The sequence below is a fragment of the Desulfobacula sp. genome (assembly GCF_014237455.1).
Classification (GTDB): Bacteria; Desulfobacterota; Desulfobacteria; order Desulfobacterales; family Desulfobacteraceae; genus Desulfobacula.
Window position 1 is genome coordinate 1 of the sequence record NZ_JABZFL010000014.1, and the last position, 22,320, is coordinate 22,320.

The 22,320-nt window shown below is 40.9% G+C and carries 21 protein-coding genes and 1 pseudogene; 15 read left to right on the forward strand and 7 right to left on the reverse strand.

The genetic code is table 11. The features are described 5' to 3' along the window. The 4 genes from HGJ91_RS02410 to lpxC all read right to left on the reverse strand — a co-directional run. The coding region (locus HGJ91_RS02410; protein WP_291346096.1) for a sigma-54 dependent transcriptional regulator at nucleotides 1–1,183 on the reverse strand (1,183 nt) is incomplete at its 3' end. Nucleotides 1,184–1,217: 34 nt separating this feature from the next. Further along, nucleotides 1,218–3,428: an ATP-binding protein gene (locus HGJ91_RS02415; RefSeq protein ID WP_291346097.1), complete on the reverse strand. Its 2,211-nt coding sequence runs from the start codon at nucleotides 3,426–3,428 to the stop codon at nucleotides 1,218–1,220. 36 nt (nucleotides 3,429–3,464) lie between these two features. Next, nucleotides 3,465–4,052, reverse strand: a complete 588-nt coding sequence (locus HGJ91_RS02420; RefSeq protein ID WP_291346098.1) for a DUF4390 domain-containing protein — start codon at nucleotides 4,050–4,052, stop codon at nucleotides 3,465–3,467. Nucleotides 4,053–4,068: 16 nt separating this feature from the next. After that, a complete protein-coding gene (gene lpxC, locus HGJ91_RS02425; RefSeq protein ID WP_291346099.1) occupies nucleotides 4,069–4,938 on the reverse strand; it encodes a UDP-3-O-acyl-N-acetylglucosamine deacetylase in 870 nt (289 codons plus the stop codon). A gap of 192 nt (nucleotides 4,939–5,130) precedes the next feature. On the opposite strand from lpxC, the gene HGJ91_RS02430 reads away from it, so the two are divergent. From HGJ91_RS02430 to HGJ91_RS02465, 8 genes and pseudogenes are all read left to right on the forward strand, one after another. Further along, the gene (locus tag HGJ91_RS02430; protein WP_291346100.1) at nucleotides 5,131–6,666 is read left to right on the forward strand and encodes a YifB family Mg chelatase-like AAA ATPase; all 1,536 of its coding nucleotides are present in this window, start codon (nucleotides 5,131–5,133) and stop codon (nucleotides 6,664–6,666) included. A 47-nt stretch (nucleotides 6,667–6,713) separates the two neighbouring features. Beyond that, the gene (locus tag HGJ91_RS02435; RefSeq protein ID WP_291346101.1) at nucleotides 6,714–7,634 is read left to right on the forward strand and encodes an Hsp33 family molecular chaperone HslO; all 921 of its coding nucleotides are present in this window, start codon (nucleotides 6,714–6,716) and stop codon (nucleotides 7,632–7,634) included. A gap of 120 nt (nucleotides 7,635–7,754) precedes the next feature. Next, a complete protein-coding gene (iorA, locus tag HGJ91_RS02440; protein WP_291346102.1) occupies nucleotides 7,755–9,605 on the forward strand; it encodes an indolepyruvate ferredoxin oxidoreductase subunit alpha in 1,851 nt (616 codons plus the stop codon). Nucleotides 9,606–9,630: 25 nt separating this feature from the next. Then, on the forward strand, nucleotides 9,631–10,230 hold the full coding sequence (locus HGJ91_RS02445; RefSeq protein ID WP_291346103.1) for an indolepyruvate oxidoreductase subunit beta: 600 nt from the start codon (nucleotides 9,631–9,633) through the stop codon (nucleotides 10,228–10,230). Next, nucleotides 10,220–10,336 (forward strand): annotated as a pseudogene (locus HGJ91_RS16475) (type II 3-dehydroquinate dehydratase); the annotation flags it as partial. The gene HGJ91_RS02445 and the pseudogene HGJ91_RS16475, both read left to right, overlap by 11 nt. A 75-nt stretch (nucleotides 10,337–10,411) precedes the next feature. Beyond that, nucleotides 10,412–11,131 (forward strand): futalosine hydrolase, encoded by a 720-nt coding sequence (gene mqnB / locus HGJ91_RS02455; RefSeq protein ID WP_291346104.1) that lies wholly within the window; start codon nucleotides 10,412–10,414, stop codon nucleotides 11,129–11,131. 31 nt (nucleotides 11,132–11,162) lie between these two features. Then, nucleotides 11,163–11,960 carry a TatD family hydrolase gene (locus HGJ91_RS02460; RefSeq protein ID WP_291346105.1) on the forward strand — a complete coding sequence of 266 codons (798 nt, stop codon included), beginning with the start codon at nucleotides 11,163–11,165 and terminating at the stop codon, nucleotides 11,958–11,960. Beyond that, nucleotides 11,960–12,697: a tRNA threonylcarbamoyladenosine dehydratase gene (locus HGJ91_RS02465; RefSeq protein ID WP_291346106.1), complete on the forward strand. Its 738-nt coding sequence runs from the start codon at nucleotides 11,960–11,962 to the stop codon at nucleotides 12,695–12,697. The genes HGJ91_RS02460 and HGJ91_RS02465 overlap by 1 nt, the downstream gene beginning before the upstream one ends. Here HGJ91_RS02465 and HGJ91_RS02470 read toward each other — a convergent pair. Continuing rightward, entirely contained in the window at nucleotides 12,681–14,420 is a 1,740-nt protein-coding gene (locus HGJ91_RS02470) for a long-chain fatty acid--CoA ligase (protein WP_291346107.1), read from the reverse strand. The genes HGJ91_RS02465 and HGJ91_RS02470 overlap by 17 nt on opposite strands. A 245-nt stretch (nucleotides 14,421–14,665) precedes the next feature. Here HGJ91_RS02470 and HGJ91_RS02475 point away from each other — a divergent pair, with 245 nt between their 5' ends. Next, entirely contained in the window at nucleotides 14,666–15,280 is a 615-nt protein-coding gene (locus tag HGJ91_RS02475) for a TIGR04211 family SH3 domain-containing protein (protein ID WP_291346108.1), read from the forward strand. Further along, nucleotides 15,277–16,896 carry an L-aspartate oxidase gene (gene nadB, locus HGJ91_RS02480; RefSeq protein WP_291346109.1) on the forward strand — a complete coding sequence of 540 codons (1,620 nt, stop codon included), beginning with the start codon at nucleotides 15,277–15,279 and terminating at the stop codon, nucleotides 16,894–16,896. Before HGJ91_RS02475 ends, nadB begins: the two co-directional genes overlap by 4 nt. A gap of 23 nt (nucleotides 16,897–16,919) precedes the next feature. Here the strand turns inward: nadB and ubiE are convergent, their stop codons facing one another. Continuing rightward, nucleotides 16,920–17,621, reverse strand: a complete 702-nt coding sequence (gene ubiE, locus HGJ91_RS02485; protein ID WP_291346110.1) for a bifunctional demethylmenaquinone methyltransferase/2-methoxy-6-polyprenyl-1,4-benzoquinol methylase UbiE — start codon at nucleotides 17,619–17,621, stop codon at nucleotides 16,920–16,922. Between the two features lie 103 nt (nucleotides 17,622–17,724). Here ubiE and dnaJ point away from each other — a divergent pair, with 103 nt between their 5' ends. Together dnaJ and queD are read left to right on the forward strand one after the other, a co-directional pair. Beyond that, a complete protein-coding gene (dnaJ, locus tag HGJ91_RS02490) occupies nucleotides 17,725–18,825 on the forward strand; it encodes a molecular chaperone DnaJ (protein ID WP_291346111.1) in 1,101 nt (366 codons plus the stop codon). 21 nt (nucleotides 18,826–18,846) lie between these two features. Beyond that, nucleotides 18,847–19,242, forward strand: coding sequence for a 6-carboxytetrahydropterin synthase QueD (gene queD, locus HGJ91_RS02495; RefSeq protein WP_291346112.1), 396 nt, complete (start codon nucleotides 18,847–18,849; stop codon nucleotides 19,240–19,242). Between the two features lie 23 nt (nucleotides 19,243–19,265). Here queD and HGJ91_RS02500 read toward each other — a convergent pair whose 3' ends face one another. Then, a complete protein-coding gene (locus HGJ91_RS02500; protein ID WP_291346113.1) occupies nucleotides 19,266–20,648 on the reverse strand; it encodes an FAD-dependent oxidoreductase in 1,383 nt (460 codons plus the stop codon). Between the two features lie 186 nt (nucleotides 20,649–20,834). Between HGJ91_RS02500 and tmk the strand changes: the two genes are divergently transcribed. The 3 genes from tmk to HGJ91_RS02515 are packed head-to-tail and all read left to right on the forward strand — an operon-like array spanning nucleotide 20,835 to nucleotide 22,150. After that, entirely contained in the window at nucleotides 20,835–21,476 is a 642-nt protein-coding gene (gene tmk, locus HGJ91_RS02505) for a dTMP kinase (protein WP_291346114.1), read from the forward strand. Nucleotides 21,477–21,496: 20 nt separating this feature from the next. After that, nucleotides 21,497–21,916 carry a DUF3842 family protein gene (locus tag HGJ91_RS02510; RefSeq protein WP_291346115.1) on the forward strand — a complete coding sequence of 140 codons (420 nt, stop codon included), beginning with the start codon at nucleotides 21,497–21,499 and terminating at the stop codon, nucleotides 21,914–21,916. Between the two features lie 21 nt (nucleotides 21,917–21,937). After that, the gene (locus tag HGJ91_RS02515; RefSeq protein WP_291346116.1) at nucleotides 21,938–22,150 is read left to right on the forward strand and encodes a CooT family nickel-binding protein; all 213 of its coding nucleotides are present in this window, start codon (nucleotides 21,938–21,940) and stop codon (nucleotides 22,148–22,150) included. Nucleotides 22,151–22,320 lie beyond the last annotated feature (170 nt).

Below are 22,320 nucleotides of genomic sequence, written 5' to 3' on the forward strand. Positions count from 1 at the left end.
TCAATTGGATTGGTTTGTATCCCAGATTATAGGGCTGGGGGATATCCGCCACACCAATATGGTCTGACTCAACCATGATTGAAAGCCTTTCCAGAAGATTTTTCAACTCCCTGACATTGCCCTGCCATTCGTATGCAATAAGAAGCTCAAGGGTATTTTCTGATATGGTTTTCTTTTTTTCTGAAGACAGCTTGGAAAATTTTTCAAGAAATGTGTCTACAAGCATTGGAATGTCTTCTTTTCTATCCCTTAACGGCGGTACATGAATCGGTATCACGTTAAGCCTGAAATAAAGATCCTTCCTGAAATTACCCGCTTCAATCTCTCTTTCAAGATTTTTATTTGATGAAGTGATAACACGGACATCCATGTGAAGGGTTCTTCCTCCGCCGATTCTTTGGAATGTCTTTGATTCAAGAGCTCTTAAGATTTTTGCCTGGGTATTGATATTCATATCCCCGATTTCATCAAGAAAAAGTGTTCCCCCCGAGGCCAGTTCGAATTTACCTTTGTTTTTTGATGTGGCCTTTTCAAAAGCACCTTTTTCATGACCAAAGAGTTCACTGTCAAGATTTTCTTCGGGGATGGCTGCACAATTGATGATGATAAAGGGCTGTTCGGGTCTCAAACTGAATTGATGGATGGTTCTGGCAACCATTTCTTTTCCTGTACCGTTTTCCCCTGTAATCAGAATAGAGGCATCTGAAGGGGCTGCACTCATGATTTCTTCATATAGTTTTTGAACGGCAGGGCTGGTCCCGGTAATGGAATTTTTTTCAATACTTTTTTTGCGCAAGTATATGTTTTCTTCTTCAAGTTTTCTAAAGTTCAGCGCATTGTTGATGGTGACCATGACTTTGTCGATGGACAATGGCTTTTCAAGGAAATCATAGGCGCCTGATTTTGTTGCATCAACCGCAGATTCAATGGTGCCATGACCTGTGATCATCACAACAGGAAGACTGGGTGTTATTTTTTTAATTTCTTTTAAGGTTTCAATCCCATCCATACCCGGCATCCATATATCAAGCAGGACAATGTCAGGGGATCCAGCCTCAATTTTTTTTAATGCTTCATACCCGTTGAAGGCATGCATGACTTCAAATCCGTCGTCTGAAAGAATTCCTTTAAGAGATTCTATGATGGTTATCTCATCATCAACAATTAATACTGCCGGATACATGCTTCTTTCTCCTGTAATGTAATACGGTTAAGTATTAAGCCGGAAGCTCAATAATGAATTTTGCACCTTCAGGCTTATTATCCTGAACCCTTATTACACCATTATGATCGGAAATGATAGAGTGGACAATGGCAAGACCCAGTCCCATACCCGATTTTTTGGTGGAAAAATAAGGTTCAAACAGCTTGGTTTTTTCTTTATCTGATATTCCTTTGCCGTTATCGGCTATTTCGATCCTCACAATTTTTAAAATTTCATCATAGGAGATATCAATCAGGATGCTTCCTTTTTTGTTTATCGCATAAACAGCATTATCAACCAAGTTGATAAATGCCTGTTTCATATGCTGCTGATCCAGTTTCAGTGTTGGGATATTTTTAGCAAACCTGGATTTGATATCAACATTTTCAAGGCCTTCCTTGTACAGTGCAATAGTTTCAAGAATAATATTTTCAATTCTGCATTGGGCAACGTTTGCGTCAGGAAATTTGGCAAATGCGGCAAACTGGTTGACAAGATTTTTGATCAGGTCCACATGTTCTACAATAGTGTCTGCGCAATTGGTAAAAATTTCGTCATTAATCTGGTTACCATACTTTCGCTTTAGTCGTTGAGCTGACAATTTTATTGGTGTTAAGGGATTTTTCACCTCATGGGCAATTCTCCTGGCAACCTCTCTCCATGCAGCGACTCGCTGGGCTTTTTCAAGTTCAGTGACATCATCAAAGACCAGTACGGCACCTACATTTCTATCCTGGTCATTTTTTAATGTATTAAAATTTAAGAAAAAGTGTTTGGGGGTTCCTGAAACCGTTGCGGAAAGTGGAATTTTAAGAGTTTCCTGACCCTGGGCTACCTGAGTATAAATTTTATTGGCAATCTGTAAATAATCGTTTTTTAAAACATCTTTGAAATTATGGTTTAAAATATTACGACTGTTAATATCCAACATGGATTCGGCAGCCTTGTTGATGGTCATTATGGTTCCCTTATTATCAATGGAGATCACCCCGGCAGAAATATTTTTTAATACAATTTCAATGTATTGGCGGCTCTTTTCAAGTTCGGCATTCTGTTGTTTGAGCATCTCTCCGGAAAGCGCAATCTGTTCCCTTCCTGTGGCAAGTTCTTTGGTCATGGAATTAAAGGACTTGATAAGGGTCCCGATTTCATCATCCGTTTCAAAGTCAATTTGATAGTTCAAATCTCCATCAGTGATCCGTTGCGTTCCTTCTGCAAATTTCATTAGGGGGATTGTAATGGATTTTGCCATCTGAAATCCAAACCAGATAGCACAAAAAATAACAAGAAGAGCAACAATAGAAAGCGCAATATAATATGCTATCTGCGCAGGTTTTTTTGCCATTTTGAGCTGCTGATACTCCTCAACTCCTTTTAAAATGGCCTGCAGGTTCTGGGACAGTTCCGGTGATACCAGAGTGGTGATAACAATAAATGCTTTGGCTTTTTGGGGGTCGACTCCAAAGGGAATGGCTGCAATTGTTTTTAAAAATTCCCCTTCTTTGATATTTTGTGAAACTGTGTGGCTCTGCCGTCCTTCAGGGATGCCGGTTAAATCATTACTGGTCAGAAGGCCGAAATGAAGGTTTTCCAGTTCATTTGCCAGAGACAGGCTGACACGCTTGGCGTCAGGTGTATAAACCTCAACACCATGCCGGTTAAATGCCCGTTGTATGACCTGGGTATATCGGGTCAGTTTTTTTTCATTCTCTTTGTCCAAAAGCTTTCGGGAGTCAATTTGAAAGGCAGCTCTTTTGGCAAAGAATTCATTTTTTTCTTCAATATATTCATAGAGTTTTTGGCCGACAGCTAATGAGCTGTCCAGGGTTTGTTCAACCGGTGCATTAAACCAGAAGGCAATGCTTGTGGAAATAAAATGGATGGAGAAAAAGAAGAGAACTGTTGTGGGTAGAAGCGCCAGTACAATAAATGCGGTGATGAGTCGAGTTTTGAGTTTGGAGCCTAAAATATTATTCTTTTTTTCATAGTACAGCTTTGCAAGATTTCTAAAAACCAGTAAAAGTAATGCAAGCAACAGCAACAAATTAATGTTTATCAGGATAAACATTAATATCGTGCTGGATAAGGGAAAATCACTGCCGAAATTAGTGATCCGGGTTTCAATAAATGTCAGGACCCCGACCGTAATCAGGATAATGAGAATTAAAATGCCTTCTCTTTTTTTCCTGGACCATTCATTTTTTAAATGTTTTGATTTAGCCATATGCTTAATTTCAGGCAAGATCTATCACTATGAAAGCTAATAGGTAAAATTGATTAAATACCAGTTTGTTTCAAAATTCCAAAAAGAGACAAAAAAGAGAACAGTGTGAAGTGATAAGGGTAAGGTGACTTTATCAAGCTCTGCCTTGATCCTGAGCTGGTATTTATCCCCTTTAACAAGTTGATTCAATGGTATGATTGTCAAATTGTCCATTTCGGTCATCAAGGATTTTGCCTCGTCAAATGACGGTGTAATAATTGCTTTTTCATTTTTCCAGGGCCGCAAAACAGAGAATTCTTTTTTCAGAGAATTATATTTTAGTGTGGATTTGATTTGGATGTCGGATATTTTTTTGTCAAACCATGAGTCGCCAGTTTTATACAGCGTAATATAAAACGAAAAAGTGGTTGGAATACCATTGAGGACAGCCTGGTTTATTTTTTGGGTAAATGCCTGTTTTACATCAAAATATGTTAAGAGATCATCTCTTGTGTTGGCCAGTTTTATATTTTGTATAACAGCGGTCTCTTTTGCGAATGCAATAGAGGGCAACAAAAGGCAGAACACAACACTCACCGATATAAACAGTGTAATAGCCGCTCTATGGAAGGAAGCTCGCATCATTGGTTAAACATACTATTTAAATTTTTGCCGGGCCTGTTTCCCAAGCCTCTTTGTTTTCTAAAAATGTTTTAATGAATAAATGATTCAGGGTATGTCCTGATTTGTGGGTAATAATATGCCCCTGAATTGGCATGCCAAGCAGGGAGAAATCTCCAAGACTGTCTAAGAGTTTATGTCTGACAAATTCGTCAGGATACCTTAGCCCTTCTTCATTTAAAATTCTATCTTTATCAATAACGATGGCATTGTCAAGGCTTCCACCCTTCCCAAGACCGAATTTTTTTAAAAGTTCCAAATCCTGGACAAATCCGAATGTTCTGGCATGGCTGATTTCTTTTTCAAAATTGTTTTCGGCCCGGTCAAACGTTATTTCCTGTTTTCCGATCAAAGGGTGGGCAAAATCAATCCGGCAGGTAATTTTAAAACAGGGTTCCGGATACACAATAACTGATTTATCATTATCGGTTACTTTAATTGGTTTTTTAACGATAAAAAAATGTTTTGGAGCAGCTTGCTTTATAACCCCTGTTTTTTCAATGAGTTGCGTAAATATTTTTGCACTTCCATCCATAATGGGAATTTCATAATCATCGACTTCCACCAAGGCATTATCGATCCCTAAACCTGCGAAACTGGCCATTAAATGTTCAATTGTTGAAATAATAGCCCCGTTGGTCCCCAGTACCGTTGCAAGACTGGTATCAACGACCCGTTTAAAAAGTGCCAGGATATCCTGAGTACCCGGCAGATCAAGTCGCCTGAATTTTATTCCATGGTTTTCCGGGGCAGGTTTTATTGTCAAATGTGTCTGTTTCCCAGAATGAACGCCTGTCCCCGAAACAGAAACACTCTGTGAAAGGGTTTTTTGTAAAAAATATCTGGTCATAAACTATTGGGACATTCTTATTGCCAATTTAAAATTTGCTTAAAATTTAGTTTGCTATATATATCTGGTTTTAATACACAAAGCAAATGAGAAATTTCTTTGGTCCAATCTTGTTTTTTGATAAAGAAAAGTAAAATATAATAGTGTAAAAAATGGTATAACCACTATTAAACCATTTAAAAAGGATTCAAATTGCTTGCAAAAGTAAACTCATGTTCAGTGGCAGGGATTGATGGATTTATTGTTGAAGTTGAAGTTGATATTTCCTATGGTCTCCCAGTTTTTAATATTGTCGGGTTGCCGGAAGTCTCTGTCAGGGAGAGTAAAGACCGGGTTAAAACAGCGATAAAAAATTCAGGTTATACGTTTCCCATGGAAAGGATTGTGGTCAACCTGGCTCCTGCCGATGTCAAAAAGGAAGGGACAGGATTTGATTTGCCGGTGGCCATTGGTATCCTGGTTGCATCTGAGGTTATCCCATCTGAAAAGATAAACGCATATCTTATTTCAGGTGAACTTTCCCTTGACGGGAAAATTAAACCGGTCAAAGCAGCCCTCCCGTATGCGTTGACAGCAAAGGAAAAGGGTAAAAAGGGAATCATTATACCTGTTGAAAATGCAGCTGAGGCTGCCATGGTGGACGGTATTGATGTTTTTCCAGTAAAAAGCCTGTCGCAAATTGTTGATTTTTTTTCAGGATTTGTTGAAATTGAAAAGCATCGTATGGATTCGACATGGCTGACCCATGGCAATGATAAGGTAGATGGAATGGATTTTTCCGAGGTAAGGGGTCAACAACATGCCAAGAGAGCTTTGGAAATTGCTGCGGCAGGTTTTCACAACATTATTATGACAGGACCACCGGGATCCGGGAAAAGCATGCTGGCAAAAAGGCTTTCAACCATTCTACCCGCGTTGACATTTGAAGAAGCCATTGAGGTCACAAGGATTTATTCCGTTCTGGGTTTAATCGAAGATAAAAGGCCATATATGTCAACAAGACCGTTTCGATCTCCCCATCATACAATTTCCGATGCGGGCCTTGTGGGTGGTGGATCAAAGCCTGTTCCCGGAGAAATCAGCCTGGCCCACAATGGTGTGCTTTTTCTTGATGAGCTGCCGGAGTTTAAAAAAAATGTGCTGGAGGTCTTAAGGCAACCCATTGAAGATGGGAAAGTTTCCATTTCAAGGGCAGGCATGAAAGCAACCTATCCATCACAATTCATGCTGGTGGCAGCCATGAACCCCTGTCCCTGCGGTTATTTGTCCGATCCTATGGGGAAGTGCACCTGTACGCATCCCCAGATTCAAAAATACAGATCAAAAATTTCAGGGCCACTCCTGGACAGAATTGATATTCAAATTGAAGTGCCAAGAATTGAATATAAGGATCTTGCCGCCAGAACAAAAGGAGAGATTTCTTCCCATATAAGAAAAAGGGTCAATCGCGCAAGAAAGGTACAGGAAGCAAGACTTGAAAAATTGACCGTACCCAGTAATGCCAGGATACACAGCCGCCACTTGGGAGCATTTTGCCATCTGGATGCCGAATGTGAAAAACTTCTTAAACAGGCAGTTGACGTTCTTGGATTTTCTGCCAGGGCCTGTCATTCTGTCATTCGGGTAGGAAGGACCATCGCGGATCTTGAAAATACACCTGAAATTGGGCGGCATCATCTTGCTGAAGCTATCCAGTACAGGAGTTTTGACAGGGGGCTTTCCCAATAGAGAATGAATGTTGTTTAGAATAACCATAAGTTAAAAGAATATAAGATATGATTAAAAAAGATATTTTTAATAATGATGTAAAAGAACAGTTCAAAGCGTCTGCAAAAGACAGGATATACAAGTTTATCATGGCTGACCAAATGATCAGGGGTGCTGTCGTACATTCTACCCGGATGGTGAATGAAATGAGAGCAAACCATAACCTGGGACCTTTGGAAACCCTTGTTCTGGGTCAGGCCTATATTGCGGCAAGTCTTCTTTGTTCGGGCCTTAAAGATAAAAATGACAGGCTCAGTATGAATATTCAGTGTTCCGGACCGATAAAAGGGCTGGATGTTGAATCAAATGTGTTTGGAGAGGTCAGAGGACATCTTAAGACCCGTAAGATAAAAGTAAAACATTCTGAAAAGATTAAATATTTATCAACGCTTTATAGGGCTGGTTTTCTTACGGTAACAAAATATCTGGACAATGCACCCACGCCTTATTCCGGGCAGGTGGCTCTTGAGTATGGGAGTATTGCAGAAGATCTGGCCAATTATTTTTTAATATCCGAGCAGATTCCCACCGGGTTTAAATTGAGTGTTTATTTTGATGATAAGGAAGTGGTTAAGGGTGCGGGGGGAATTTTCCTCCAGGCTTTGCCGGGTGCGGATGCATCCCAGGTTATTGAAGCCGAAAAAATGATCCAGGGAATTGATTCTTTGGGTGAATTATTTGCCAAAGGGCGTTCACCCGAAAGAATCATTCATAAAGAGTTTTCAAGTCTTAAACCGCAGTTTTTGAGCAACAGCCGGGTGGAGTTTTTTTGCAGGTGTTCAAAAGAGAGGATGAAAGGATATTTAAGAAATCTGTCTCAAAAAGAGAAAAAGGATATGATGAAAAATGGCCCATTCCCTGTGGATGTGCGTTGTCATCATTGTAATTCAGTATATCAGTTCAGTAAAGAAGAGCTACAGGAGTTCTGAAAAATGAAATATTAATAAAATTAAGAGTTTCTCTTGCAAAAATCAGGAGATATATTATAAATACCGATAGCGTTGGACAGCCATAAGATGGCTATAATGAAGCTAAGTAAGGGAGAATAGATGCATAAATTATTGAATGACAGCCCAGGTGAAGAAATTATGCTCCTGGGAAACGAAGCCATTGCGAGAGGTGCTATTGAGGCGGGTGTGGCCTTTGCTACAACCTATCCTGGTACCCCCTCTTCTGAAATATCGCTGAATCTTTTCCAGATGTCGCAGGAATCAGATCTCTATTTTGAATACAGCACCAATGAAAAAGTGGCACTGGAAGTTGCTGCGGCTGCTGCGAATTCAGGACTTCGTACATTTTGTATGATGAAACATGTCGGGTTGAATGTTGCGGCAGACCCTCTCATGACTTTGGCCTATGTAGGGGTTACCGGTGGAATGGTGATTCTGACGGCGGATGATCCGGCTATGTTTTCAAGCCAGAATGAGCAGGACAACCGGTATTATGCCAAGTTTGGTAATCTGCCCATGCTTGAACCCTCTTCAGTGCCTGAAGCCAAAGAGATGATCAAATATGCATTTGATCTTTCAGAAGAACTTAATCAGCCTGTTCTGTTAAGAACTACTACCCGGATCAACCATTCCAATGCATTTGTGACCTTTGGTGAAATGAAACCAAGACAAACCAAAGGAAAATTTATTCGGGAACCCTTAAGATGCGTGACGGTCCCTGCTGTTGCAAGACAGCTCCATTCCAAACTGCTGGATAAAATGAATAAGGCCAAAGGACTTTCTGAAACCTCAGATTTTAACCCGGTCGAAGGATCAGGAAAGGCTGGTATTATTGTCAATGGTGTGAGTTTGCATTATGCTTTGGATGCAGTAGAAGATCTTGGCATTAAAGATAATACAAAGATTTTACGTCTGGGATTTTCCAACCCAATGCCGGAAAAACTGATCAAAGAATTCCTGAAAGGCTGTGAAAAAGTCCTTGTGATTGAAGAAGGCGAACCGTTTATGGAGGAAGCTGTAAAAGCATTTGCCCAGGAGGCAGGACTCACGATTCCCATTAGTGGCAAATCAGAAGCACTTTTTTCCCGCCTTTATGAATATGATCCCGCCATGGTGAGGGAAAAAATAGCCGTTTTTTTTGGAGTTGATTATACACCAAAAACAAAATTAGATACTGCAGATGTTCCCCAAATCCCGATGCGGCCGCCAAATCTTTGTTCCGGGTGTTCTCACCGGGCAACCTTTTATGAGGTGAAGCAGGCAGCGGGAGATATGGATATCATCTGTCCCACTGATATCGGCTGTTACACTTTGGGTTTTCTGCCGCCTTTAAATATGGGTGATTTTGTAATTTGTATGGGGTCCTCTGTCAGTACCTCCTGTGGGTTCGGTCAGGCCACCGATCAGAAAGTGGTCTCCTTTATCGGGGATTCTACTTTTTTCCATTCAGGCATCACAGGGCTGGTTAATGCCGTATTTAACAACCATAATTTTACCCTGGTCATTCTTGAGAATGATATTACTGCCATGACTGGACATCAGCCCCATCCGGGTGTGGATATGGAAAGATTTGGTCTGGATGGATTTGGCCGGGTGAATATTGAAGAGCTTGTGAGAACTCTGGGTGTGGAACATGTTTCCATCGTTAAGCCGTTTAAGGTAAAAAAGAGCATTGAGACCATCAGAGAAGCTCTTGAATACAAAGGTGTTTCCGTTATTATATCCCGGGAACCTTGTGCCTTATATGCAAAGAGCATGAAGCTGCTGAAGCCAAGAGCATTCAAGGTGTCTGACAGGTGTGTTGATCACAGGGATTGTATCAATACCATTGCCTGTCCGTCCTTTTATCTGGAAGCCGGGAAAGTTAAAATTGATGCAGATACATGTGTGGGGTGTGCCGTCTGCGCACAGATATGCCCTGAAAATGCGATCACGCCTTTAAAAAAATAACCTTTAGAAAAAGGATGATATAAGAATGGAAACAACCAGATTAATCATGGTAGCTGTGGGAGGCCAGGGGAATCTTTTGGCATCCAAAGTCTTAGGTGAGGCTGCTTTGATTTCAGGTGTGCCGGTTCGAATGAGTGAAATACACGGAATGGCCCAACGTGGTGGCGTTGTAGAGTCAGCTATTGTTTTCGGAGATGCAACAAGTTCCATTATTTCAGATAGTGAGGCAGATATTCTTCTGGGATTTGAGCCTTCTGAAACATTAAGAGCCTTAAACCGATGCAGCAAAGATACAAAAGTCATCACCAATACGGCAACTCTTCCACCCTTTACTGTATCCATCGGCAAGGGGGTTTACCCGGACGTTGAAAATATTAAAAAACTGATCAAAGCCAAATGTGCAAGCCTTGTTGCCATTGATGCAATGAAACTTGCCAAAGAGGCCGGAAGTCCGATGAGTGTGAATATTGTTCTTTTAGGCGCTCTGGTTCAGTCAGGAAGTCTTGGATTTACAAAAGAAAATGTGATAGAAGCCATTAATAGAAGGACAAAAAAAGCTTTTCTGGACATGAATCTTAATGCCTTTGAACTGGGTTACGAGGCAGCTCAAAACTATGGAAACTAAAAAAATTCAAGTAATTAACGGACCGAATCTGAATATGCTCGGGAAACGGGAGCCTGAAATATATGGCTTCCTTACCCTTGACCGGATAAATCAATGCTTGCTGATATAGTGACAGGCCAGATTTTCGGATTTGGTCATTATGGATATAAGATGGCATTAAACGCCATCACAAATATGATCAATGAATCCTGATCTTCTCATTTTATGTGCAGCACATTTTGAGATAGCTCATTTTTTGACCCTACACCCGGCTGATTCAAAAAGATTGACCCAAACCGGGCTGACAATCATATCCGGAAACGTTCATCATAAAACATATGACCTTATGGTTACAGGTCCGGGAGTGTTCAATACTGCCCATGCATTAACCGCCTATCTTGAGCAAACATCGCCTGCCCTGATTTTACAGACCGGTATTGCTGGTGTTTTCAGGCAAACAGATTGTAATATCGGTGATGTCGCTATCGCCACCCAGGAACGCTATATCCATACCGGGATTCAAACGGGTTCCCTTGAAAATGCTCCCTTGCCGTTTGATTTGATTGATACAAATCCTTTGAGCCGGAAAGGGATTTATCCTTTTGAACAAGAAAGGGTTGATCACACCCATGAAATCCTGTCTCAACCGCTCTCAACACATAAGATTAATATAATAAAAGGCCCTTTTATTACCGTTTCTTCAATCACATCTTCCTTTAAACAGGCAAGCGGGCTTTATTCAGCCTTTTCCCCTGTGATGGAAGCCATGGAAGGCGCGGCCTGTGCCCATATAGCAATACTTTATAATATCCCTATGATTGAGGTCAGATCAGCTTCCAACTTTGTTGGTGAAAGGGATAAATCAAAATGGGATATTGATCTGGCTGTAAAACAATTGGGATTGGTTTGCGCTTTAATTTAACTTATCGGTTTAATGATTTATTTGTTAAAGAATGAACTTTATTGATTCACATTGCCATCTGCATGATCCACGGATAATTTCAGATATTCCATGGATAGAGGACCGTGCAAGGATAGCAAATGTTCAGTATATGGTGTCCTGTGCCACCATGGAAGATAATTTTGAATTAACGGCTCAGCTGTCAAAAGAGTTTAACTCCATCCTGCCCTGTTTCGGGATTCATCCCTGGTTTGTAGACAGCCTATCCGGCCGATGGAAGGACCGGTTGGAATATTATCTTTTGAGCTGTCCTTCCGGTATTGGTGAGACTGGGCTTGATTTTACAGATAAAACCTGCGATCGGGATCTACAGATTAAGGTGTTTGAACATCATCTGATGCTGGCAAGAGAACTTAACCGCCCCGTTAATATCCATATCAGGAACGCCTGGGATATGTTTATCCGAATTTTGAAAAAAATGGGGAAATTAAATGTTCCAGGGCTGATACACTCTTATTCAGGATCAGCAGACATGATTCCGATGTTTGAAGCATTTGGTTTATATATTTCTTTTTCAGGATCCGTGACAAATCCTAAAGCTAAAAAAGTGGTGAATGCATTGAAAAGGGTTTCAAAAGAGCGGTTTGTTCTGGAAACAGATACACCTGATATTTATCCGTATTTGCCGGAACCAAAAGCCTCTCGACTCAATGAACCCAAAAATTTGCCGGCAATTTCAAAGATTGCATCAAGCAGGAGCGGCATGGATTTTGAAGAATTTTCAAGGCATGCCTATGATAACAGTTTGAATTTATTCCATCCTATATTACAGGGGGAAAAGGACAGGTGATGGATCAATTTGCACGAACAGAACAGCTTCTCGGTTCACAGGCAATGGAAAAGATAAAGAAAGCAACCGTGGCTGTTTTCGGGCTGGGTGCTGTGGGATCATTTGCAACAGAAGCCCTTGCCCGTACAGGGGTCGGGAATTTATATCTTATAGATTTTGATAAGGTGGATGCTTCAAATATCAATCGCCAGCTGTTTGCATTAAATTCTACCATTGGCAGGGAAAAAGCCAAGCTTGCCTGTGAAAGGGTAAAAGACATTAACCCGGGATGCAATGTGGAACTCCACAGCTCATTTATTAATGCTAAAAGCCTTGAAGATCTTTTATCTGAAGATATTGATGTGGTGGTGGATGCCATAGATGGTCTTAATTCAAAGACAAACCTGATTGTCGGCGCAAGAGAATTGAACTTTGCTGTTGTTTCCAGCATGGGGGCGGGAGGAAGAACAGATATCTCCATGATAAAAACAGGGGATATCAGCGAGACCTGTGTCTGTCCTCTGGCAAGGGTGGTGAGACAAAGGCTTCACAGGCGAGGACTGTACCAGGGTGTAAGGGCTGTTTATTCCATTGAAAAACCATTAAATAAACAACCCTTTCGATCCCAGGATGCCGTGGATGTGCTGCCAAACCATGGCCGGTCAAGACCTCCTATCGGAACTGTATCATGGGTTCCGGGTGTTTTTGGTCTCACCATTGCAAGCGAGGTGATAAATATTATTACTCAGAATCTTTAGTCTCTTCATCTCTGAGAACACGTCTCAGGACTTTCCCAATATTTGACAAAGGAATTTCATCTCTGAACTCAATGAATTTGGGGCGTTTATAACCTGCCATATTCTCTTTGCAAAATGCAGTTATTTCTTCTTCAGTTGCGGATTGTCCCTCTTTGAATTTAATAAAGGCCTTTACCTTTTCTCCGCTTTTTTCGTCAGGGATGCCCACTACAGCCACCAGCTCAACCTTGGGGTGGGTATACAGGATATCTTCCACTTCCCTTGGATAGACATTGAAGCCGCCGACAATGATCATGTCCTTTTTACGGTCTGTGATGGTGATATATCCATTTTCATCTATGTTGCCAATATCTCCTGTGAGAAAGTAGCGCTTGCCGTTAATCTGTCTGAAAACTTCTTCATTGGCATCCGGTCTTTTCCAGTATCCTTTCATGACCTGGGGACCGCAAATGGCAAGTTCCCCGTTTTCCCCCTGGGCAAGTTCTTTGGTGTCATCATTCAAATCAAGAACTTTTACATCTGTTCCGGGCAGGGGAAATCCAATAGACCCTATTTTTCTAGTTTCTTTAAATGAGGGATTGATACTGGTAGCCGGTGCGGTTTCCGTGAGTCCATATGCCTCGAAAATAATAGAACCGGTTTTTTCTTCAAATTGTTTGCACACTTCCGGCGGCAGGGGAGCACCGCCTGAAAGGCATCCCATAATTGAAGAAATGTCAAATTTGCCCAGGTTAACATGGTTTGTAAAGGCAACAAATATTGTTGGAACGGCAGTGATAAAAGTAGGTTTGTATTTTTGGACTGCCTCCAGAACAACGGTAAAAGGAGGATTGCCCGCCCTGGGATCCGGGACGCATATCAGCCTGCTTCCTGACAAAGCTGAAAAAAGCAGGGCGCTTGTAATACCAAAACTGTGATACCATGGTAACACACCAAGATATGTATGATATCCGCCATGTCTCATTTTTTCAGGCTTACCCCCCTCTTCATGGACCAGCCTGAAATATTCTTCACAAGCTTCCAGGTTGTAGGTAAAATTTGCATGGGTCAGTTCCGCTCCCTTGGGGACACCTGTTGTGCCGCCGGTATAGAGCATGACAGCCGTATCCTCGTCAGGATTGATATCAAGGGAAGGCGGATTCGGGCTGGATGAGGCAACAATGTCGTCAAACATAAGATGGCCGGGTTCTATTTTGTCAGCTTTTGGAATTTTACCTAAAATCCCGCCAATAAAGGCTTTTATTTTTGGAAGATAGGATTTGATATTGCAGACAATAACAGTTTCAATATTAGTGTCTTTTATAGCCTCAACCGTGTTGGGATAAAGCAGGGGGTGGTCCATACAAAAGACCATTTTTGATTCAGAATCCTTGAGCTGGTAATTCAGTTCTGAAGGTGTGTACGCTGGATTACAGTTCACGGCCACAGCACCGGATTTAAGGATGCCAAAAAGAACTTCAGGAAAGTGGGGTATGTTGGGAAGAAAGATAGCAACCTTGTCCCCCTTTTTAATTCCTTTACCTGCAAGAAAGGTCGCAATTCTGTCCGCAGTATCCTTTACCTGGGTATAGGTCCTGAAAGCACCGTTAAAAATAGTATAAACATTATCAGGATACTTTTCAGCCGTTTTATCAAGGACTTGGGGCAGAGGGTAGTGATAATTGGTTACATCGTGTGCTACTCCTTCGGGCCAATATGGAGTTTTCCATGTTGGGTCAGTCATCTTTATTTCTCCTTTTGTTTAGGGTGCCCTGCCAAGGATAAAAATCATGCTTATCCTAGTCTTGAGTTGATTGATTAAACAATGTTCATTTGTTTATACATAACTCTATACAGGTTTGAAAAGGTTTTTTTTTATTTGACATTAATATATAATCGGTTGATATCAGTTTAGATATAATGATAAGGGGTTAGATAAAAAAACGGATCATCAAAAAAATTTCAAATTTAAGAGGAGATAAGAACAGGATGAAAAATATATATCAATATCTTTTGATCATATCTTTATGGATGGTGTTTTTTGCTTATCCCTTATTTGCTGAAGATATATATGTGACCGGGATTACAAACATTACCATGCGGACGGGTCCGGGACTGGAACATAAAATTATTGCCATGCTGGAGACCGGTACCAAACTTGAAATTGTTGAATTCCAAAAGGACTGGTCCCGGGTAAGAAAAGATCTTGGGGAAACCGGATGGGTTTTAACAAGGTTTTTAACCAAGAAGGTACCGGATGCCCTTGTGGTTGAAAAATTGAAGAAAAATAATCAAAATCTGATGTCCAGATTAAAAGCGGTAGAAGAGGAGAATAAGACACTTACGGTTAAAAATGTGACATTGATCCAGATAGAAGAAAAATATAATAAACTGAAACAGGAATCCACAGAGTTTTTGAAACTGGATGCAAAGTATAAAAAAATGACACAGCAGTTTGAGGTCCAGAAAAGTCATATTGAGACATTGGAAAATAATTTGAATGATGATGAAAAACTCTGGTTTCTCAGTGGTGCCGGTGTTTTTATTGTCGGTTTGTTTTTAGGTTTAAGTACGCGTAAAAAGAAAAGAAGCAGCTTGTTATGATTAAAAAAACGGATTTCCTTGTGATCGGAAGCGGCATTGCCGGGTTAAGTTATGCTCTGAAAGTGGCCCAATTTGGCAAAGTCACTATCATTACCAAAAAAAAGATCCAGAAGACAAATACGGCGCTGGCCCAGGGTGGTGTGGCTTCAGTATTCAGCAAAATCGATTCATTTGGCCTTCATATTAAAGACACACTTGATGCAGGTGATGGGCTTTGCAATAAAGATGTCGCAACAATGGTGGTAAAAGACGGACCTAAAAGAATTAAAGAACTTGTAAAACAAGGGGCAAATTTTAATAAACACGGCAGTGGTGAGTATGACTTTTCACTGGGCCAGGAAGGAGGGCATTCTGCTAAAAGAATTGTTTATGCCCATGATCTGACAGGCAAAGAAATTGAAGATACCCTGGTAGAAAATGTTGAAAACAATAAAAATATAACTATTTTAGAAGATCATATTGCGATCAATTTAGTCACATTTTCCAGCAGTATTCGAAGCGGACTTATCGTCACCCAGCATGAAAATATTTGCTGCGGCGCATATGTCCTGGATAATAAAACCGGGAAAGTTGAAACGTTTTATGCAGGAATTACCCTCCTTGCCACAGGGGGCTCCAGCAAAGTATATCTTTATACATCCAATCCGGACATAGCAACTGGTGACGGTATTGCCATGGCATACCGGGCAGGTGCATCGGTCGCAAACCTGGAATTTGTTCAATTTCATCCCACATGTCTGTATCATCCTGAAGCAAAAAATTTTCTTATTTCAGAAGCAGTAAGGGGAGAAGGGGCTGTGTTAATAGATCATAAAGGCCGGCGGTTTATGGAAAAATATTCTCCTGACAAGGAGCTTGCCTGCAGGGACGTTGTTGCAAGGGCCATTGACAACGAATTAAAGAAAACCGGTGCAGGTGCTGTTTTTTTGGATATTTCCCATAAAGATCCTGGCTTTATTAAAAAAAGATTCCCCAATATTTATTCTAAATGCCTTGAGTATGGGATTGATATGACAAAAGATCCTATCCCGGTTGTGCCGGCGGCCCATTACATGTGTGGCGGAGTGGCCACTGACCTGAATGGAAAAACAGATGTTCAACGCCTTTATGCAGTCGGTGAAACCGCATGCACAGGATTTCATGGTGCCAACAGGCTTGCCTCAAATTCTCTTCTGGAGGCATTGGTCTATTCCCACAGGGCATATCAATCATCTGTTGAAGAGTTTCAGTCTATTGGAAATAAAGTGAACATCACCCTTGATCTTTGGGATGAAACCGATACAACAGACAGTGATGAGGCCATTGTTGTTTCCCATAACTGGGATGAAATCAGACGGTTGATGTGGAATTATGTCGGTATTGTGAGATCGGACAAACGCCTGCAGCGGGCATTAAGAAGAATCCAAAATATCCAGAAAGAAATCAATGCGTATTATTGGGATTTTAAGGTAACATTTGATTTAATAGAACTTCGAAATCTTGCCACAGTGGCTGAATTGATCATTAAGTCCGCTTTGATGAGAAAGGAAAGCCGGGGCCTTCATTATAATATTGAGTATCCTGAAAAAGATGATCAAAACTGGTTGAAACAGACCATCCTTAAAAAAAGTTTTTGAGAAATTAAAATCAAAAGAATAAATTATGGCTTGCTGCCGACAAACAGGGTTACAATTCCAAATGTCATTTGTTTGAACTTGATGTTTTCAAACCCGGATCCCCTCATGATTTTTGAAAATTTTACAGGGGTGGGGAATTTTAATACCGAGTCGGGTAGATAACTATAGGCAGCATCATCTTTTGAAAAAAAGGAGCCAACCATAGGCAGTATTCTTTGAAAATATAGAAGGTACAATGAACGGAGAATCCCTTTTTCAGGTGTGGTTAATTCAAGAACAGCAAGCCGTCCCCCACTTTTTAAAGCATGAAAAAATTCTTTGACGGCTTTTGGCCGATCCATGATATTCCGTATGCCAAAGGCAATAAATACCGCATCAAAAAGATCATGTTTAAAAGGAAGATTAAGGGCATCGGCATTTAAGAGTTCAATGTTTTTTTTGTTTTTCTTGATTAGTTTTTGTTTGCCAAGCCTTAACATGCCAAAAGAAAAATCAAGCCCGAAAATTTTAGATTGTCCCATAAGCTGAGAATTGATCTCCAAAGCCACATCACAGGTTCCGCAGGCTACATCCAGAACCCTGCTGTCTTTTTGGAGGGTTGCAGCCTTTACCATCTGGGTTCTCCAGACAATGTCCTGCCGCAAACTTAAAAGGCGGTTTAAAAAGTCGTATTTTGGTGCAATACGGTCAAACATGTCTTTGATAAAATCAAGTTCTTTATTCATCGTTGACAACCTGAATTTCTGAGTTAGTTTAAGGTATTTGCCAAGGCAGGTTGGAAAAGTATCATAATACAGGGAAGAATACAATAGAATGGCTGGAGCTCAAATGACAGAAAAACGTGATTATTATGAGATACTTGGCGTTGCCAGGGATGTTTCAAAGCAGGAATTGAAAAAAGCATATCGGAAACGTGCCATTAAATATCATCCTGATAAGAACCCGGACAATAAAGAAGCAGAAGATAAATTCAAAGAAGCATCTGAAGCCTATGAAGTGATCAATGATGATAATAAACGTCAGATTTATGATCAATTCGGTCACCGGGGGCTTGAGGGTGCCGGTCATTCCGGTCCGAGTGGGTTTGAGGATATTTTTTCGAGTTTTGGTGATATTTTCGAAGATTTTTTTGGATTTGGTTCGGGAAGCAGTCGTGGCAACAGGGTTAGAAGAGGTTCTGATCTCAGATATAACATGACCATAGATTTTATGGAAGCCGCCTTTGGTACTGAAAAGACCATTTCCATTCCAAAGTTGGATGTATGCAATGAGTGCAGAGGATCAGGGTGTGGGGAAGGCTCAAGCCCCGAGACCTGTTCCCATTGTCATGGGACAGGACAGTTTATTCAGAGTCAGGGCTTTTTCAAGGTGAAAACAACCTGTCCTTATTGTAAGGGCCAGGGGCGTATCATCCCGAATCCCTGTAGAAAATGCAGAGGGGCCGGCAGGGTCGAGATAACGCGGAAGGTTCAGGTGAAGATCCCGGCAGGGGTGGATGTCGGATCAAAACTTAGGCTGACTGGTGAAGGCGAAGCTTCTCCCTCCCCTGAAGGGCCTTCCGGGGACCTTTATGTGGTGATCAATGTTAAACCCCATAAGTTTTTTCAACGGGATAACACTGATATTATCTGTGCCATTGACATCTCATTTATCCAGGCAGCTCTTGGAGATGAGATCAGTATTCCAACCCTTGTGGGTGAAGATAAATTGACAATTCCAAAAGGTACCCAGTATGGGGATGTTTTCAGACTGAGAGGTGAGGGGATTGCTTCGCTTAGAACCGGTCGGAGAGGCGATCAGATTGTTAAAGTGATTATTAAAACACCAGCCAGACTGAATCAAAAGCAGATAAAATTGTTAAAAGAGTTTGATAGGCTTGATTCAAATAAAATATCAAACAAACTGAAAAATCTTTTTAAGAATCTTTAAGGCACTTAAGGTACAAAAATAATGTTTGAACTTAAGGTGAAAACTCGATTTGCAGGTGCCCATCAATTAACCATGGTGGGACGAAAATGTGAAAATTTGCATGGACATAACTGGCATGTAGAAGTCTGTGTTGCAGGGAAAAAATTGAATTCAGCAGGTGTTCTTGCTGATTTTGGTGATATAAAAAAGGCCGTTCGACAGGTTGTTGAAGAAGAGCTGGATCATAAATTTTTAAATGAGCTGGAAATATTTAAGAGAATGCAGCCCACATCAGAGCGCATTGCCGTATATATTGCTCAAAGAGTTCAGGCCCTTTTAGATCAGGACCTGGAAAAAGATATAAGGGTATCAAAAGTCATGGCCTGGGAATCGGATGATTCTTGCGCCACTTATTTCCCGGAGAGTATTGAGAAATAAATTTTATATTTTGGGTTCTATCCCTACTCACTGCTCATTTCAATAATCCGTTTAGCCGGAATGATGCCTGTTGCTGCGGCAGATACAATATTGCCTGCCACGCCCGGTCCGTCCCCGGCCACATACATTCCCTTAATGGCAGTCTCAAGATAATTGTTTGTTTCCACCTGGGTGGCAAAAAATTTTATTTCCGGTGCATAAAGCAGGGTTTCATCGTTGGATACACCCGGTACAACAAGGTTTAAGGATTCAAGACCTTCAATCAGGTTTGTTAAAATCCTTTCCGGCAGAGCCATGGCAATATCGCCGCAAACCACATTGGTCATGGTCGGTTCAATATACCCTTTACCGATTCTGTTCCAGGTTGAGCGCCGTCCCCTTTTTAGATCTCCAAATCTTTGCAAAATAGGTTTTCCACCGCCGATAATAGCTGCCAGTTTTCCAATGGATTCGCCATAGGCCTGGTTGTCGGTTACAGGTTCGGTTAAAACCACCTTTGAAAGAAAGGCAAAATTTGTATTTGATGATTTTTTATCTGAATAGGCATGACCATTTACACAGACAAAATCCTTATAGTTTTCAAGCGAGATAAAACCACCCTGATTGGTGCAAAAGGTTCTGGTCTGATCATCATATGTGGATGTTTGAATGAAAAAAGTAGGATCATAAATAATATTGCAAAGATCCTCCATGATATCGTTATGGACTTCAACCCGGACTCCGACTTCTATCCCTCTCTGGCTTAGATTGATTCCGTGTTTATGGGCAATCGAGGCCATCCAGTTTGCCCCGATTCTTCCCGGTGCAAGAATAACATTGGCTGCCTTGTATTCAGCTTTATCCGTTATAACACCCTGGATGTGGCCGTCTTTTTCAATGATATCAATGACAGTCTCTTCGGTTTTTATTTTAAGCCCTTTTGCCTGAATATACTCTGCCACCCCGGCAATATGACCTGGCAGAGTATCAGATCCCAAATGCTTTTGCTTGATCAGCAGAAGATCCATCCCAAACCGCTTTGCCTCTTTTCGGATCTGTTTTGCCTCTTCCATGTCGGTGGGGTAGACAGGGCCGTCCATTTTAAATCTTGTAAAAATTGCTTCTGTTTCATCAATCAGGTCCTGGGCAGAATTCATCGGCATAAATTGTGTTAAATCCGTTTTTCCAAGTCTTGGGATGAAATTGAGCTTGCCATCAGAATAAAGACCCGCCCCGCCAACTCCGGACAGAATGTTGCAGGGGTCACACTGAAAACATTTTTGAAGATTATGGTTCGGGCATTTTCTTTTTAAAGGGCTTTTACCTTTTTCGATCATCAATACATTCAGATTGGAATGCTCTTTTAAATGATAGGCCGCAAAAAGCCCGGCAGGCCCACCGCCCACAATAATTACATCATATTTCATATATCACCCAAATATTAAAATTAGAATCATATCTTAATAAACCGGTTTTATAATGATAGCAAGCCTCTTTTTTAGTATGAGAAAATATATGAAAAAGCTCAAATACTTGCCAATAAATCCGTATGTTGTTATAGATTGTGTTTCAATGGTATGGATAATATGAAATAAAGGCTTGAGGGTTACAAATTGGGTGAGAAAACTAAGGGTAAATTTATTGTTTTTGAAGGAATTGACGGGTCTGGGAAAAGTACTCAGATAAAAAAGATATCAAAGCGGCTTCAAGGATTTGGTTATAAGATATATTCGACATTTGAACCTACTGACGGACCTATAGGATCACTAATCCGGCAGATGCTTTCAGGGAAAGTTGCTACCGACCAAAGAACCATTGCCTCCCTTTTTGCTGCGGACAGGACAGATCATTTGGTGAATAAAGTGAATGGAATCCGTCATAGAGTCGATCAGGGTGAGATTGTAATATGTGACAGGTATTATTTTTCATCATATGCGTATCATGCCCAATATATTGATATGAAATGGGTGATCCATGCAAACTCCCTGAATGCAGAGATTTTAAGGCCTGATGTGACAATTTTTATTGATGTTGATCCGAAAGTTTGTCTTGAAAGAATAAAAAACAGTCGCAGCAGTTTTGAAATGTATGAGAAACTAGATATCATGAAAAAGGTCAGAGCCAACTATTTTAAAGCTTTTGATGTATTGAAGGACCTTGAGAAAATTGCTATCATTGATGGAAACAGCACCAAGGGGAAAGTTGAAGATGCGATATTAAATGAAGTCAAAAAGGTATTGAGTGAAATAAAATAAACTAAAGGCAAATAACAGGTATGGGAGCTAAAAAAAAAATTTGTGTCATAGATGGCCAGGGGGGTGGAATCGGGTCTGCTATTATTAAAAAACTTAAAGAACGGTTTGAAGAGAGAATTGAAGTTCTGGCTCTTGGAACCAACGCCATTGCCACGGCTCAGATGTTAAAGGCAAAGGCAAACAAGGGGGCTTCCGGCAGTAATGCAATTATTCAGACTGTACAAAAGGCTGATGTCATTATCGGACCTGTGGGGATTATCATGCCCCATGCAATGATGGGGGAAGTGACCCTCCTGATGGCAGAAGCTGTATGTTCTGCCGAGGCAAAAAAAATTCTTCTGCCGTTGACACAGGAAAATTTGGAAATTGTTGGGGTGAGCAGACTGCCCCTGCCTCAACTGGTGGATGAACTATTGGACAAGCATTTATTTTTTTTATAATATACGAGGAGTGAAAGTGTGATGTGCGAAGCAAATGCATATTTAGTTGAAACTGACAGCAAGTCTGGTGAACCGAATGAAACATTGTTAATGGAAGCTGTTGACAAGGTTGAACCGGATGAAGACGGTATCCTTCTTATTTCTATCTTTGGCGAGCAAAAATTTATCAAAGGCCATATCCACGCATTATCACTGGTGGATCACAAGGTATATATTAAACAGAGTGGTGAGTAGTGCGGTCAATTTTCCAGGCCTTTTGTTGTTACACGCATATTTTACCTCCAAATTGAGGGTGTTCAAAATTCTGTGTCAGTTAACTAAAAGCTGATATACTCAGCTCCAAAAGGAGAACTGACATGACACAAGATGATAAAGAATTTGATTTTCAAAAAGCCCTCAAAGGC